The 12,275-nt window shown below is 71.1% G+C and carries 14 protein-coding genes; 6 read left to right on the forward strand and 8 right to left on the reverse strand.

What is annotated here, in order from left to right:
* Nucleotides 1-116 precede the first annotated feature (116 nt).
* Nucleotides 117-587, forward strand: coding sequence for a peptidase inhibitor family I36 protein (locus EAO70_RS08465; RefSeq protein ID WP_148002394.1), 471 nt, complete (start codon nucleotides 117-119; stop codon nucleotides 585-587).
* Between the two features lie 78 nt (nucleotides 588-665).
* Here EAO70_RS08465 and EAO70_RS08470 read toward each other — a convergent pair whose 3' ends face one another.
* Nucleotides 666-1,286: a hypothetical protein gene (locus tag EAO70_RS08470; protein WP_148002395.1), complete on the reverse strand. Its 621-nt coding sequence runs from the start codon at nucleotides 1,284-1,286 to the stop codon at nucleotides 666-668.
* 159 nt (nucleotides 1,287-1,445) lie between these two features.
* Here EAO70_RS08470 and EAO70_RS40260 point away from each other — a divergent pair, with 159 nt between their 5' ends.
* Complete coding sequence (locus EAO70_RS40260) at nucleotides 1,446-1,991, forward strand: helix-turn-helix domain-containing protein (protein ID WP_148002396.1); 546 nt, start codon at nucleotides 1,446-1,448, stop codon at nucleotides 1,989-1,991.
* Nucleotides 1,992-2,070: 79 nt separating this feature from the next.
* Here EAO70_RS40260 and EAO70_RS39030 read toward each other — a convergent pair whose 3' ends face one another.
* The 3 genes from EAO70_RS39030 to EAO70_RS08490 form a co-directional block, all read right to left on the reverse strand.
* Nucleotides 2,071-2,229: a hypothetical protein gene (locus EAO70_RS39030; RefSeq protein ID WP_261992757.1), complete on the reverse strand. Its 159-nt coding sequence runs from the start codon at nucleotides 2,227-2,229 to the stop codon at nucleotides 2,071-2,073.
* Between the two features lie 203 nt (nucleotides 2,230-2,432).
* Nucleotides 2,433-3,032, reverse strand: coding sequence for an Asp23/Gls24 family envelope stress response protein (locus EAO70_RS08485; protein WP_148002397.1), 600 nt, complete (start codon nucleotides 3,030-3,032; stop codon nucleotides 2,433-2,435).
* Nucleotides 3,029-3,613, reverse strand: a complete 585-nt coding sequence (locus tag EAO70_RS08490; RefSeq protein WP_148002398.1) for an RNA polymerase sigma factor — start codon at nucleotides 3,611-3,613, stop codon at nucleotides 3,029-3,031. The genes EAO70_RS08485 and EAO70_RS08490 overlap by 4 nt, the downstream gene beginning before the upstream one ends.
* Nucleotides 3,614-3,901: 288 nt before the next feature.
* Here EAO70_RS08490 and EAO70_RS08495 point away from each other — a divergent pair, with 288 nt between their 5' ends.
* The 3 genes from EAO70_RS08495 to EAO70_RS08505 all read left to right on the forward strand — a co-directional run bounded on the left by EAO70_RS08495 (nucleotide 3,902) and on the right by EAO70_RS08505 (nucleotide 5,753).
* Nucleotides 3,902-4,414 (forward strand): Asp23/Gls24 family envelope stress response protein, encoded by a 513-nt coding sequence (locus EAO70_RS08495; RefSeq protein ID WP_148002399.1) that lies wholly within the window; start codon nucleotides 3,902-3,904, stop codon nucleotides 4,412-4,414.
* Nucleotides 4,415-4,470: 56 nt separating this feature from the next.
* Nucleotides 4,471-4,656, forward strand: coding sequence for a hypothetical protein (locus tag EAO70_RS08500; RefSeq protein ID WP_148002400.1), 186 nt, complete (start codon nucleotides 4,471-4,473; stop codon nucleotides 4,654-4,656).
* Nucleotides 4,657-4,763: 107 nt separating this feature from the next.
* Nucleotides 4,764-5,753: a DUF6286 domain-containing protein gene (locus EAO70_RS08505; protein ID WP_187283797.1), complete on the forward strand. Its 990-nt coding sequence runs from the start codon at nucleotides 4,764-4,766 to the stop codon at nucleotides 5,751-5,753.
* Nucleotides 5,754-6,314: 561 nt separating this feature from the next.
* Here EAO70_RS08505 and EAO70_RS08510 read toward each other — a convergent pair.
* From EAO70_RS08510 to EAO70_RS08525, 4 genes are all read right to left on the reverse strand, one after another.
* Nucleotides 6,315-8,375, reverse strand: coding sequence for an ATP-binding protein (locus tag EAO70_RS08510; RefSeq protein ID WP_410091167.1), 2,061 nt, complete (start codon nucleotides 8,373-8,375; stop codon nucleotides 6,315-6,317).
* 79 nt (nucleotides 8,376-8,454) lie between these two features.
* Nucleotides 8,455-9,099 carry an L-threonylcarbamoyladenylate synthase gene (locus tag EAO70_RS08515; protein WP_148002403.1) on the reverse strand — a complete coding sequence of 215 codons (645 nt, stop codon included), beginning with the start codon at nucleotides 9,097-9,099 and terminating at the stop codon, nucleotides 8,455-8,457.
* Nucleotides 9,096-9,746 (reverse strand): carbonic anhydrase, encoded by a 651-nt coding sequence (locus EAO70_RS08520; protein WP_148002404.1) that lies wholly within the window; start codon nucleotides 9,744-9,746, stop codon nucleotides 9,096-9,098. The genes EAO70_RS08515 and EAO70_RS08520 overlap by 4 nt, the downstream gene beginning before the upstream one ends.
* A 143-nt stretch (nucleotides 9,747-9,889) precedes the next feature.
* Nucleotides 9,890-10,570 (reverse strand): class I SAM-dependent methyltransferase, encoded by a 681-nt coding sequence (locus EAO70_RS08525; protein WP_148002405.1) that lies wholly within the window; start codon nucleotides 10,568-10,570, stop codon nucleotides 9,890-9,892.
* A 248-nt stretch (nucleotides 10,571-10,818) separates the two neighbouring features.
* Between EAO70_RS08525 and EAO70_RS08530 the strand changes: the two genes are divergently transcribed.
* On the forward strand, nucleotides 10,819-12,264 hold the full coding sequence (locus EAO70_RS08530) for a purine-cytosine permease family protein (RefSeq protein ID WP_148002406.1): 1,446 nt from the start codon (nucleotides 10,819-10,821) through the stop codon (nucleotides 12,262-12,264).
* Nucleotides 12,265-12,275: the final 11 nt, after the last annotated feature.

Genomic DNA, 12,275 nt, shown 5'->3' on the forward strand with positions numbered 1-12,275 from the left:
CCAGCCCACCCGCCCTCTCACTCCACCAATCCACCAATCCACCAATCGGCCGATCCATCGAAGTCACCTGTCCACCCCTCCCCCGCGATCCATCCCATGCAAGAAGGAGATCCACCATGCGCATCACCCGTGCCCTCACGACGGCGCTCACCGTCGGAGCCCTCACCCTGCTGACCGCCCCGGTCGCCGACGCCGTTGAGGCAGCGTCCGTGACCGCCGCTCCGGCGGCCGGCTCGGCATCGGCCGCCGTCACCCCGGCGGCGGCCGCCGCCCCGGACGGCTTCCTCTACGCCTGGGAGCACCCCCACGCGGGCGGAGTCCACTGCCGTTGGAACAGCGCGAACGCCAACTGGGCCGGCTGCCGTGACAAGGTCTCGGACGTCTGGAACAACGGCTACCCCGGCGTCGCCGAGGACGTGAAGCTCTACCGTGACACCGACTGGAACGGCTCCTGGGTCTGCCTCCACCAGGGGCACTCCCTCCCCGACCTCGCCGCGTCGGGCCTGAGGTTCTTCAGCCCCGGCCACGGCCAGGGCGAACTCGTCAACGACCGGGTCGGCTCGCACCTGTGGGTCTCCGCATGCTGAGGTGATGCCCCCGGCGCCAGCACCGGAGCAGCGCCGCCGACAGGCAGCGGGCCGACACCGGAACGGCGTTCGGCGCGCTCAGAACCCCCGGGTAGCGGACGCACGACGTCCGCCGATCGAGGCGACCAGGGCATCGGCCACGGTCGCCGCGTCCGCGTCCGCGACATCGGCCGGGTACTCGGGAAGCAGGTCGTCCCAGACCGGCATCCATGATCCGTACAACTGGGTCTGCCCCTCGGGCCGGGCGAAGAACCAGATGTGCAGATGCGCTCCCCCGTCTCCGATGCGGTAGACGTGCGCGCGGGAGATGTGGGGCAGGGCCTGCACATGGCGGACGATGTGTGCGGACAGGACCCCGAGTTCGGCTGCCAGCTCGTCCGGCAGGTCGGCCATGTCGTAGTGGTCGAGCGGATGCAGCATGAGGACGAGCGGGACGCCGACTCCCTTGATCCGGGTGAGTCGCCAAGTGTCGTTGAACCAAATGCCTTCCTCTCTTTCACGGCACGAGTCGCAGTCCGAGGGATCCTCTCCATGCCGCGGGGGCTCGGGCAGCACGGGAGGGCGCAGGGGCGAGACCCGCAGGCCCTCGGCCTCGAACGGGCTGATGCTCCACCCCGTCATACGGGCCAGTGGGAGTCGGTGTTCCTGGTCGGCGGCGGACAGGGCATGGTCGTAGAACTCATCAGGTCGCAAAGCCATGGCGGGAAGACTAACGGCCGCCCCGGACATACATTCGGCGTCACTCAGAGACGAACTCCTCGCGCCGGCCACCCCTCTGGCGAACTCCCTTCATTACGACATACGGGGCATTCTTTCTGGCCTTTCATCACATCGTCAGATCGTTGCTGTCGTACGGGCATGACGACCCACACGCATGTCCAGGAACGCCCGCCGAGGTCTCGGATCCGGTCATCCAGGCCCGTCCTCCCCTCGCCCGCCGACAGGGCTGCCCTGCGTCAGGCCTGGCAACTGTCCGAGCGTCAGGTCGCCGACGCCTTCGGCGTGACCGCCGCGACCGTGCGGTCCTGGGAATCGGGACGAACGTCTCCCACCGGCAAGCGACGTGCCGCCTACGCCGCCTTTCTGAGCGGACTCGCCTCGGGCCTGGCATCCGGCCAGAGCAGCCCCTTCGCACCACCTCCCCCGTCCGTCGTCCGTGTCCCCTCGCGGCCACCGCATGCCGACGCATCCCCCAGATCCGCAGAGCCGGAGGTGCGCAGCGCCGCCGTCCCGGCGCAACGCGTCACACGACGTGCTGTCGACCTGAAGGCCCTGCCCGTGGGCGGCGGATACGATCCGGTCTCCCCCGAGCGCAAACGCAGGCTGCGTCTGACCGCTGCGGCCGTCGGCGTATGGACCGTCGCCCTTCACCTCATCCTGACGATGCCCACACCACACTTCTGACCTCGGCTGGGCCTGCCTCCGGACGCGCGGGATCCGGGGGCAGGCCACGAGCCGTGGCCGGAGATGTCGGGCAGGGCGGTCATACGAGACCCGTGATGGTCACGCTCACCTGCGCGGCTCCGACCGTCTGTGCCGGCAGCAGCGCGGCGAGCCGTGCCTCGACCGCCGAGCGGGTCGCCCGCGCGACGTCCACGGTGCGCCTCGACCGCACGGCCACCAGCCGGATCTCCACCTGCAAGGGCGAGGTACCGGCTCCACCACGGAGCCTGACTCCTGCCGAGGACGAGGTGGCGAACGTCGTCTCTGCGGGGGCGGGCCGCCTGGCACGCAGCAGCCCCGCAAGGCCCGGTCTCAGGAAGGCCACCCCTGTCACGTCTGTTGCTGTGCGGGCGATGTCCTCCGCGAGCGCGGCACGCGTGAGGGGCTGGGGAGCGGTCACGGCTACCGGCCTTCCTGGTCGTCTGTGGGACCGACAAGATCGCTGATCAGGACGTCCACCGGCGCGACCGACATGCCGAGTTCGGTCGTCGCCGCCGTTCGGACCGCAGATCGGATCCGTTCGGCGATCTCGGGCAGGACGCCGTCCGCCGGCGCGTGCACCTCGATCCGGACCGCGACCTCGGGGGCGTGCGGGGTGATTTCGAGGCGGCAGGAGCCGGCGTGGACACCGGGAACGGTCTCGGCCGCCTCTCGGAGGGTGCGGGCGGCGACCGCCTCCATGATCGAGAGGTTCTCCTGCGGCTCGCCGAGAGGCAGTGGCCGCCCGGGGCGCAGTTCGAGCCGCACGACGTCCATCACCCGGCGGGTCAGCGCGGTCACGTCCGCGCCCGTCGGCTCCGTGACGTCCCGCAGCCCTTGGACGGCCGATTCCAGTCGTTGCAGGTCCTCCACCTCGTGACGGCAGTGTTCGCAGGCCTCCTGGTGAGCGTCGTGCTCCTGCCTCTCCCAGCGGTCCCAGACCTCCGAGATCAGCTGCCCGCAGGGCAGTCGGGTGTCCTCGTCTCCGAGGTCGTCAGGCGGCGGAGTGACGTGTGCGTTCATCGCCAGGCCCCCATTGCTTGTGTCAGACATCGTCGTGCGCGGAATACGCGGGCTCGTACGGCTTCCTGACTGATGCCGACCGTTTCCGCGATGAATTCATAGGACTGGCCGTCCACTTCCCGCAAGACCCAGCAGGCGCGCTGCTCGGGGGAGAGGAGGTCCAGTGCCCCGCGCAGCTCGCGGACCGCGTCCCGTCCCTCCGCGATTCTCGCGGGCGACACCGCGTGCTCGGCCGCCGGTACGTCGCCCGCTGTCTCCAGGGGCACGGCGACGGTCCTGCTCCGCAGCACGTTGAAGCACCGGTTGGAGACGATGCGGTACAGCCAGGTGCCGAAGGCGGAGCGCCCCTGGAAGTCGGGCAGTCTGCGCCATGCGCTGATGAGTGCCTCCTGCATGGCGTCCTCCGCTTCGGTACGGCTGCCGAGCAAGCGGGTCGCAAGGCCCAGCAGCATGGGTGTGTGGCGCTCGACGAGCACGGCGAACGCCTCCTCGTCTCCCTCCACCGCTCTTGTCACGAGCAGGACTTCCCCCTCGGTGGGGCCGATGTCCGCCGGCGTGATGCGTGTGTCGACGCCCGTCACTGGGCGGCTCCTCTCATTCGCCTTCACCAGTGAGACACCGATGGGCTCCACTCGTTACGGAGTAGTTCGTGGCAGGCGCGAACCCGGATGCCCGGGCCCCGCGCTGCGAACGCCGATGGACCACGGACGTCACCCCGAACAGCGGAGCGGTGCCCCTGCCGGCGGGCCTCTCGCACGCGCCGCGGGGGAAGTCGGAAGAACTCGTCGCGATTTCCACGTCACAGTTCCGCGCCGCTCGGGTCGATACGGGTGAGAACGGTTCAGCGAGGCTCGACGAAAGGGAAGAGCATGACCACGAGCACGGCCACCGCACCGAAGGACGCGTCCGCCCCGCAGAAGAGCTCGGACGGGGCTGTCTCCTCGACCGCGGTCGGAGAGCAGCGGCAGTCCTCCCCCCATGCCGATCTGCCGGTCGGCGAGCGGGGCAGGACGGCGATCGGGGACGTCGTCGTCGTGAAGGTCGCCGGCATGGCGGCCCGTGAGATCCCGGGTGTGTACGACATGGGCGGCGGTCTGTCCCGCACGCTGGGCGTGGTGCGCGAGCGGGTGCCGGGAGGGCGGCCGAACGTCGGGCGGGGAGTGAAGGTCGAGGTCGGCGAGCGGCAGGCGGCCATCGACCTGGAGCTGGTCGTGGAGTACGGCGTCCCGATCACCGACGTGGCTCAGGACGTCCGGGAGAACGTCATCGTGGCGGTCGAGCGCATTACCGGGCTCGAGGTCGTGGAGGTGAACATCTCCATCAACGACGTCCACCTGCCGGAGGACGACCACGAGATCGCGGCGGACTCGCGGGTGGAGTGAGTGCGGGTGGGGTTGTCCTTCGACATGTCTCATGACGAGTGGAACGAGGATCGGCGATGAGTCAGGCGTTCGCGGGGATGGCCGCCGGTGTCGCCCTGGGCTTCGCGGCCTTCTTCGGAGGGGTGGGAGCGTTCCTCCTCGTGGCCGCGCTCGGCGGCTTGGGCTGGGCGATCGGTGCCTGGTTCGACGGCGGCGGGCGCGTTCGGGACCTTCGGGAGACCATCGAGAGGGGCCGACGGTGACGGAGGCCCGGACCCGCGGGATCACCCGTGTCTCGGAGAAGGCGCTCCGCGGGATCGCCGCCGGCGCGGTCTCCGAGGCCCTGTCCGCCGGGAGTACGGCGCACAGATTGACGGCCAGGCTGCGGGGTCACTCGGCGCACCTCCGGCTTGATGTGCGACTGCACCGGCCCGACTCCCTGGCCGAGACGGTGGAAGGTCTGCAGGAGCATGTCGCCCGACGCACCGGCGAACTGACAGGGCTTCCGTGCGAAGGGCCTTGGATCCGGGTCACCCGGCTGACCTTGCCGGCCCCTCGGACGCCGGCGATAACCGAAGCGGGCGCGGAGGGGACCCCACCCACGACACGGCATCCGCGCAGGTGCTGGTCGCAACGACGAGGCCCCGTGGCCGTTCTGTCGCTCATCGGCTCCCTGCTCTTGGGCGCGCTCGCTCTGGACATCGCCGGGTTCCGCTCCCATGGACGCCCGCTGGCGGCATGGTGGAGCACCGGTGTCGCCTATGCGGCCGACCACGGCTCCGGAACTCTGCTGCCCACCGTCACGGCAGGGCTGACGGCCGGCCTCGCGGTCCTGCTGATCCTGCTTGCTCTCCTTCCGGGCCATCGTCGGCGGTGGACGGTCTCCTCAGGACCGGCGCTCACCTCGTCCGTCGATCGGAAGGTCATCGAGGATCTCCTCCGTGACGCCGTGGGCGCCGTGGAGGGCACGGGGCCCGTGGCCGTGCGGATGAGCAGACGCACCGCCACGGTACGAGCGACGCTGATGTTCGGGGATCGCGAGGCGGCCCTCGCCGAGGCGCAGAGCGCCGCCGACCGGGCCATGGCCGCCTGTCGACTCGTGCGTCCGCCTCGCTTGCGCGTCATCGTCGGCGCCCTCGCACACCCGGCGGTTCAGACGAACCAGGACCCGGACCCGGACCCGGGCATTGACCCGGCGGAGCCTGGGATCGACGACCCTCGCCCCGAACTCGGCCCCGGTCACGTCCCGGGACCCGACCTGCCGCGCCGGTCGGAGTCCGATCGCGCGCCGTTCAGTGCCCCCAGACGCCCGAAGGACGACTCTCCGATCACCACGAGCCGACAAGGAGCCGATTCGTGACAGCACGGCAGCTCATGCTGACCAATCGCGTGGTCCTCGCCCTCTCCGGGCTGGGAGTGCTCGGCTGCGCAGTCGTGGTCGCGCTCCCCCACGTAGACGCGTTCGGATCGTGGTGGCCCGCCTGGGGCGTGCCTGTCGACGGGCGGGTCGCTGAGGCTCTGAGGGGACTCCGCTCACGGGAAGGGTGGTCGGCGGCCGCGTCAGTGGGCGCCCTGGCGGGCTCCTTGCTCCTCGCGATCTGGTGCGTACGTCAGTTGAGGCTCGGCGCCCGAGGACAGCTCCCCCTGGGATCGCGGGACGCGGTCGCGCTTCGCAGAGCGGTGGAGAGAGCCGTCACGGAGGAGGCGCTCAAGGCGAGCGAGGTGACCGGGTGCCGGACCAGGGTCATCCGCGAGCGCCGTCGGCTGCGTCTGCGCATGAGAGTCACCCTCCGACGCGACGCCGCCCCGGGCGCCGCTCTCCCGGGCCTCGAAAGACTGTTGGAGCAGGTCGACAGGACCCTCTCCCCGCAGTCGGTGCTGGCGGACGTGCACTTCGTCACCGGAACCCGGGGAATGGCGTTCAGTCGACGTCGAGCACGTCGGTCAGGGTCGCGAACGGGTCGGTGAGTGCGGCCAGGGTGAACGTCGTGTCGTAGGCGGAGTTGCCGATCTGCGCTCGCGCCGCGCACTCGGCATCTTCACGCAGGGGGCCGAGTTCGGGAGTGCCACGCTGTGGATGGCCGACCATCTCCCAGAAGACCTGCCCGGCCCCGGAGGCGACGGCCGACTGATCGCCCTGCTTCAGCGCAGCCATCGCGGCCGCCAACAGATCGAGGCCGAGGCCCAGGCCGAAGGCGTCACCGATGAGTCGCTTGTCCCGCAGCATGGCCCTGGCGTGTGCGGCAGCCTCGGCGGATCTCTCCTCGTGCAGCGCTATCAAGGCCAGCTGGTACTCGGTGTAGGACCGGGTCCAGTGTTCGCCCACCGACACCGAGTCCGCGCGCAGGGCCTCGGCCTCGACGCGGGCGCTCTGGACAGAGCCGGACGCCGTGAGGGCGAAGACGCGGACCAGACGACAGCGCGCGGCGGCGGCAGGCGTGGCATGCGGCCTCGCGAGTGCCCGGTCCGCGGTCCGCATGGCCTCCTGGGGCTCGCCGCGCAGGAGCATCAGCAGCCCCTGCAGGTAGGCGGCGTCCGCGAGCAGCGTCTCGTCGGCGGCGCGCAGTGCTTCTGTGCGCGTCCGCTCGGCCAGGACGGCCGCTGCCTGGTACTCGCCGCGGAGGCAGCGAACCACCCCGAGGGACCAGCACAGTTTCGCCAGGACGGCCGCAGGCGCCTCGGCGACCCGCATGCACTCCTCCAGATAATGCCCGGCCTCGTGAAGGTAGCCACAACACGCCCAGAAGAAGCCGAGGTTGCCCGCCAGTGTGGCCGCCCTCGGCGGATCCGTGGCCAGGAAGTGTTCCAGCGCCGCGCAGAGATCCTCATGGCTCTGCGACAGCCGGGTGTACGCGGACGCCTGGTCGGGTCCCCACCACTCGCGGTCGGCGGCCGCGGCCACCGCGTCGAAGTGCTCCGCGTGCCGGTCGGCCAGCGCGCCCGCCTCACCGAGTTCGGACAGCCACATCGCCCCGTACTCGCGGACGGTGTCCAGCATCCGCAGACGGTCGCCGTGGACCGTGACCAGGTTCTTGCGCCGTAGCCCGGCGATGGCCTCGTCGACCAGCTCGTCGGTCAGGGGGCCGCCCCGGCACACCCGTACGACCTCGTCCAGGGCGGCGTCCGAGCGGAACACCGACAGACGGGCCCAGAGGAGTCGCTCCGTGGGCTCGCAGAGTTCATGGCTCCAGCCGATCGTGGTCCGCAGGACACGGTGGCGCGACGGTTGGACGGTGCTGTCCGGCTGCTCGGCCAGTGCCAGTCTGTCGGAGAGCAGCCGGGCCATGCCGCGCACCGACCGCTCGGGTAACTGTGCGGCTGCCAACTCCACGGCCAGCGGCAGGCCTTCGAGCCAGTGGCACACCTCGGCGGCGGCGACCCGGTCCTCGGCGTTCTCCCAGCGGACCCCGGCGGCGGCCGCCCGTTCGGTGAGGAGTTCCAGTGCGTCGCTGTCCGGTGCCAGGGGATCGACGCGGACGGCGCGTTCGCCTGCCACCCCGAGCTGCTCCCGGCTGGTCGCCAGCACCACCAGGGCGGGGCAGGCGGCGAGCAGTGCCCCCAGCAACTCGGCGCACTCGGCGATCAGATGCTCACAGGAGTCCAGGATCAGCAGGATGCGACGGCTCCCGATCCAGGCGGTCAGGGCGTCGACGGGATCACGTGACGAATGGTCCGAGAGTCCGCAGGCGTCCGCGACCAGCGCGGTCAGCAGTGACCGACTTCCCAGCGACCAGAGAGGAGCCCAGTGCACGCTCTCGAAGGCGCCCGGCGGTAGGAGACCGGCGGCCCGCTCGGCGAGGCGGGACTTGCCGACGCCCCCCGTACCGACGAGCGTCACCAGCCGTTCCGTCTGTAATCTCGCGATCAGCGTCGCGACGTCCTGTTGCCGGCCCACGAACGATCCGCGCTCCGGCGGCATCCAACTCTGCACACCCGTATTCTGCGCACAGAAGGGGGCGGCGGCGGGGCCGGTCCGGAACATGAGGCGCTCCGGGGACGCGGCGCGGGGTGAGGACCATGGGGTGGCCTCCCCGGGGAGGCCACCCTGTGCGGATGCTCGGTCAGGCCACGGCGAGGTGGGGCACCACCGTGTGGAGCTGTGCGGAGGACAGGGTCCCTTCGCGGATGAGACGGGGAGTGGCTCCGCTGACGTCGACGATCGACGAGGAGAGCGCTCCAGGGGTCCGGCCGCCGTCCAGGTAGACGGCGACGGAATCGCCCAGCATGCCCTGCGCCGCGTCGCAGTCCTGCGGAGAGGGGTGGTCGGTCAGGTTGGCGCTGGAGACCGCGAGCGGTCCGGACCGGGACAGCAGGTCGAGGGTGAGGGCGTGGTCGGGCATCCGCACGGCCACCGTGCCCCCGGTCTCGCCGAGGTCCCACGCCAGGCTCGACCGGTGCCGCACGATCAGGGTCAGTCCGCCCGGCCAGAAGGCGTCGATCAGCTTCCGGGCGTCCTCCGGCAGCTCGTCCGTCAGCTGTCGCAGCGCCGCGACGGAGGGGACGAGGACGGGCGACGGCTTGTGACGCCCCCGGCCCTTCGCCCTGAGCAGCCCGGTCACGGCCTCCGGGGCGAAGGCATCGGCCGCGAGGCCGTAGACGGTGTCCGTCGGCACCACGACGAGACGGCCCTCCCGCAGGGCCTCCGCGGCCTCCCGGAGCCCGGCCGCGCGGGTCTCCGGGGCGGAGCAGTCGAAGCGTGCGGTCACGAGGCCGAAGGCGCGTCGACCGCGGCCACGTCGGCGCGCACCTCACCACGGGTGGTCACGACCCGGGCGTTGCCGTCGGACAGGGCGTAGCCGAGGCCGACCACGGCGACCTCGCCCGACTCGACCTGCTCGGAGAGGAGGCGGGAGCGGTCGAGCATCAGGCCCACGGTGTGCCGGATGTGCTCGTCGATGATGTCGCCGTCCGCGGTCAGCCCCGCGGTCCGGGCGGCGAGGATGCTCGGCGTCACGCGCTCCACCACGTCGCGGATGAAGCCGCCGGCCGCGAAGCCGTCCTCCACGGCGGCGCGGGCCGCCGCGACCGCGCCGCAGGAGTCGTGGCCGAGGACGACGACGAGCCTGGCGCCGAGGACGCTCGTCGCGTACTCGACGCTGCCCAGCACCTCCGTACCCAGGACGTGGCCGGCGGTGCGGACGACGAAGAGGTCGCCGAGTCCCTGGTCGAAGATGATCTCGGCGGCGAGCCGCGAGTCGGAGCACCCGAGGATCACGGCGAAGGGGTCCTGGCCCGGAGCCAGCTCGGTGCGGCGAGCGGCGTCCTGGTTGGGGTGGTCGGGCGTGCCGGACACGAAGCGGGCGTTACCGGCGAGGAGGGCGTCAAGCGCTACGGCGGGAGAGGTACGAGGCATGGGGACACCCTATGATCCGCCGGTCCCGCCTGCCTCGGGGGATCCCCGGTTACGCGCGTAACACTCACTCCTTGGCCGCAGCGCCAACGGCGGCCGGGCCGATGTGGTGGCCCGTACCCGGTACCGTCCCTCGGGCGCCGGGGTCAGCGCAGGCGGCGGGCGCGGAGCACCAGGTCGTCGGTGTGGTGCGCTCCGGCGCCGCCCTCGGGTGCCACGCGGGGGCGCTGCTCGTCGACCTCCACCACCCAGTCGTCGTCGAAGAGGGCCGTGACAGCGACGGGCCAGACGTAGTCGGCCGGGTCGAAGCCGCTCTCGTCCGGCTGCCGCTTGTCCATCCCGGCGTGGTGGACGAGCAGCAGGACACCGCCGACGGCGACGGCCGCGAGAAGGGCCCGCTCCGCGGCGGCGTCGGGCGTGCGCAGCAGGGCCGGGTACTGGGCGGAGACCAGGTCGAACGACGCCGGCGGGAGCGGGGCGTCGGTCAGCGCGGCATGGACCCACTGGACGGTGACGCCTGCGTTGCGTGCGTGTCCGGCGGCTCGTTCGAGGGCGACACCCGAGACCTCCAGAGCGGTCACGTCCCAGCCGCGGCGGGCGAGCCAGACGGCGTCCGCGCCCTCGCCGCAGCCGACGTCGAGCACCCGCCCGGGGGTGAGGTCGGCGACCTCGGCGACGAGGGCTCCGTTCGGCCGGCCGCTCCAGAGTCGTTCCCGGTCGGTGTACCGGTTGTCCCATTCCTCCCGCACGGCGGGGTCTCCGACGTAGGCGTCGATGGGTGCGTGGGTGTCGGTCGCGGGCGATCCCGCTGCGATGTTGTCGGTCACGGCCCCACCATGACTCTTCAGGTCCCTTCCGTGCGCGCATTCTTGCCAGTCCGGCAAAAAGATCCGGCCACGCTTTCAGCGAGGGCGGTAGCGAGGGTGGCCCGAGATCGCGACCGACCAGATGATGAAATTATCCATTCAGAATCTTGATACCTGTTCACCTCTATGCCAGATTCGGCGCACGCAGCACGTGTCAACGGCTGCGGCTCGTCCGGAAACACCCGAATCGCTGCGGGAGAGGTCTCACCATGCCGGTCCAGCACACCTCCGGGGAGCGTCTCTCGATGGAGACGCGCACCATCGAGGTCATCCCCGACGCCGAGCGGCACGGTACGCCGCGCAGCCAGTTCACCCTCTGGTTCGGCGCCACCATGCAGATCACCGCGATCGTCGACGGAGCACTGGCCGTCGTGTTCGGCGCCGACGCGCTGTGGGCGGTACCGGCGCTCCTGCTCGGCAACCTGCTGGGCGGCATCGTGATGGCGCTGCACTCCGCCCAGGGGCCCAGGCTCGGCGTCCCGCAGATGATCTCCAGCCGCGCCCAGTTCGGCGTCCACGGCGCGGTCCTGCCCCTGCTGCTCGTCATCCTGATGTACCTCGGCTTCGCGGCGACGGGCAGCGTCCTCGCGGGCCAGGCGCTGTCCGAGATGCTGCACATCGACAACACGAACGTCGGGATCCTCCTCTTCGGCGCCCTGACCGCCGTGGTCGCCGTCACCGGATACCGGCTCATCCACCTCGCGGGCCGCGTCGCCACCGTCGCCGGCGTGCTCGGCCTCGGCTACCTCCTGGTGCGGCTGTTCACGCAGTACGACGTGGGCGCGCACGTCGGGAACAAGGGCTTCGAGGCGGCCACGTTCCTCCTCGCCGTGGGCCTGGGGGCCGGCTGGCAGCTGACCTTCGGCCCGTACGTCGCCGACTACTCGCGCTACCTCCCGCGTGACACCAGCACCCGCGCCACGTTCTGGTCCACCTTCGCCGGCTCCGTCATCGGGTCCCAGTGGGCCATGACGCTGGGCGCGCTCACGGCCGCCGTCGCCGGGGAGAGCTTCCTCGGCGACCAAGTGGGCTTCCTCGGCGACCTGGCCGGACCCGCGGTCCTCGCCGTCCTGATCTACCTGGTGATCGTGGTCGGCAAGCTGACCGTCAACTGTCTGAACGCGTACGGCGGTTTCATGTCGATCCTGACCACCGTCACGGCCTTCGACGGCCGGTCGCGGATCTCGGCCGCGGCGCGCGCCGCCTACATCGTCGGGTTCACCGCGGTGTCGATGGTCATCGCGCTGGCCGCCAGCGCCGACTTCCTGAACAACTTCAAGAACTTCGTCCTGCTGATCCTGATGGTGTTCACGCCGTGGAGCGCGATCAACCTGGTCGACTACTACCTGGTCTCCCGCGAACGCGTCGACATCCCCGCCCTGTACGACCCGGACGGCCGCTACGGCCGCTGGAACCTCACCGCCCTGACCTGCTACGCCGTGGGGGTCGCCGTCCAGGTCCCGTTCCTGGCGACCAAGCTGTACACCGGCGCGATCACCAAGCGGCTCGACGGCGCCGACATCTCGTGGATCGTCGGGCTCCTGGTCACCGCGGCCCTGTACTGGGTCTGGGTGCGGCGCACCGCCGCCCCGCCCGCCGAGACCGTTCACCCCGCCGCACACGAGCCCGACGGTACGGTCACACCCGTCGCCTGACCCGGCCCAGC

Source organism: Streptomyces sp. adm13(2018) (assembly GCF_008042145.1).
Taxonomy (GTDB): domain Bacteria; phylum Actinomycetota; class Actinomycetes; order Streptomycetales; family Streptomycetaceae; genus Streptomyces.

What these genes read in the sequence shown, in the direction of transcription:
- EAO70_RS08465 (WP_148002394.1), top strand. Translation starts at nt 117, where the DNA reads ATGCGCATCACCCGTGCCCTCACGACGGCGCTCACCGTCGGAGCCCTC.
- EAO70_RS08470 (WP_148002395.1), bottom strand. Translation starts at nt 1,286, where the DNA reads ATGGCTTTGCGACCTGATGAGTTCTACGACCATGCCCTGTCCGCCGCC.
- EAO70_RS40260 (WP_148002396.1), top strand. Translation starts at nt 1,446, where the DNA reads ATGACGACCCACACGCATGTCCAGGAACGCCCGCCGAGGTCTCGGATC.
- EAO70_RS08485 (WP_148002397.1), bottom strand. Translation starts at nt 3,032, where the DNA reads ATGAACGCACACGTCACTCCGCCGCCTGACGACCTCGGAGACGAGGAC.
- EAO70_RS08495 (WP_148002399.1), top strand. Translation starts at nt 3,902, where the DNA reads ATGACCACGAGCACGGCCACCGCACCGAAGGACGCGTCCGCCCCGCAG.
- EAO70_RS08500 (WP_148002400.1), top strand. Translation starts at nt 4,471, where the DNA reads ATGAGTCAGGCGTTCGCGGGGATGGCCGCCGGTGTCGCCCTGGGCTTC.
- EAO70_RS08510 (WP_410091167.1), bottom strand. Translation starts at nt 8,375, where the DNA reads ATGTTCCGGACCGGCCCCGCCGCCGCCCCCTTCTGTGCGCAGAATACG.
- EAO70_RS08520 (WP_148002404.1), bottom strand. Translation starts at nt 9,746, where the DNA reads ATGCCTCGTACCTCTCCCGCCGTAGCGCTTGACGCCCTCCTCGCCGGT.
- EAO70_RS08530 (WP_148002406.1), top strand. Translation starts at nt 10,819, where the DNA reads ATGCCGGTCCAGCACACCTCCGGGGAGCGTCTCTCGATGGAGACGCGC.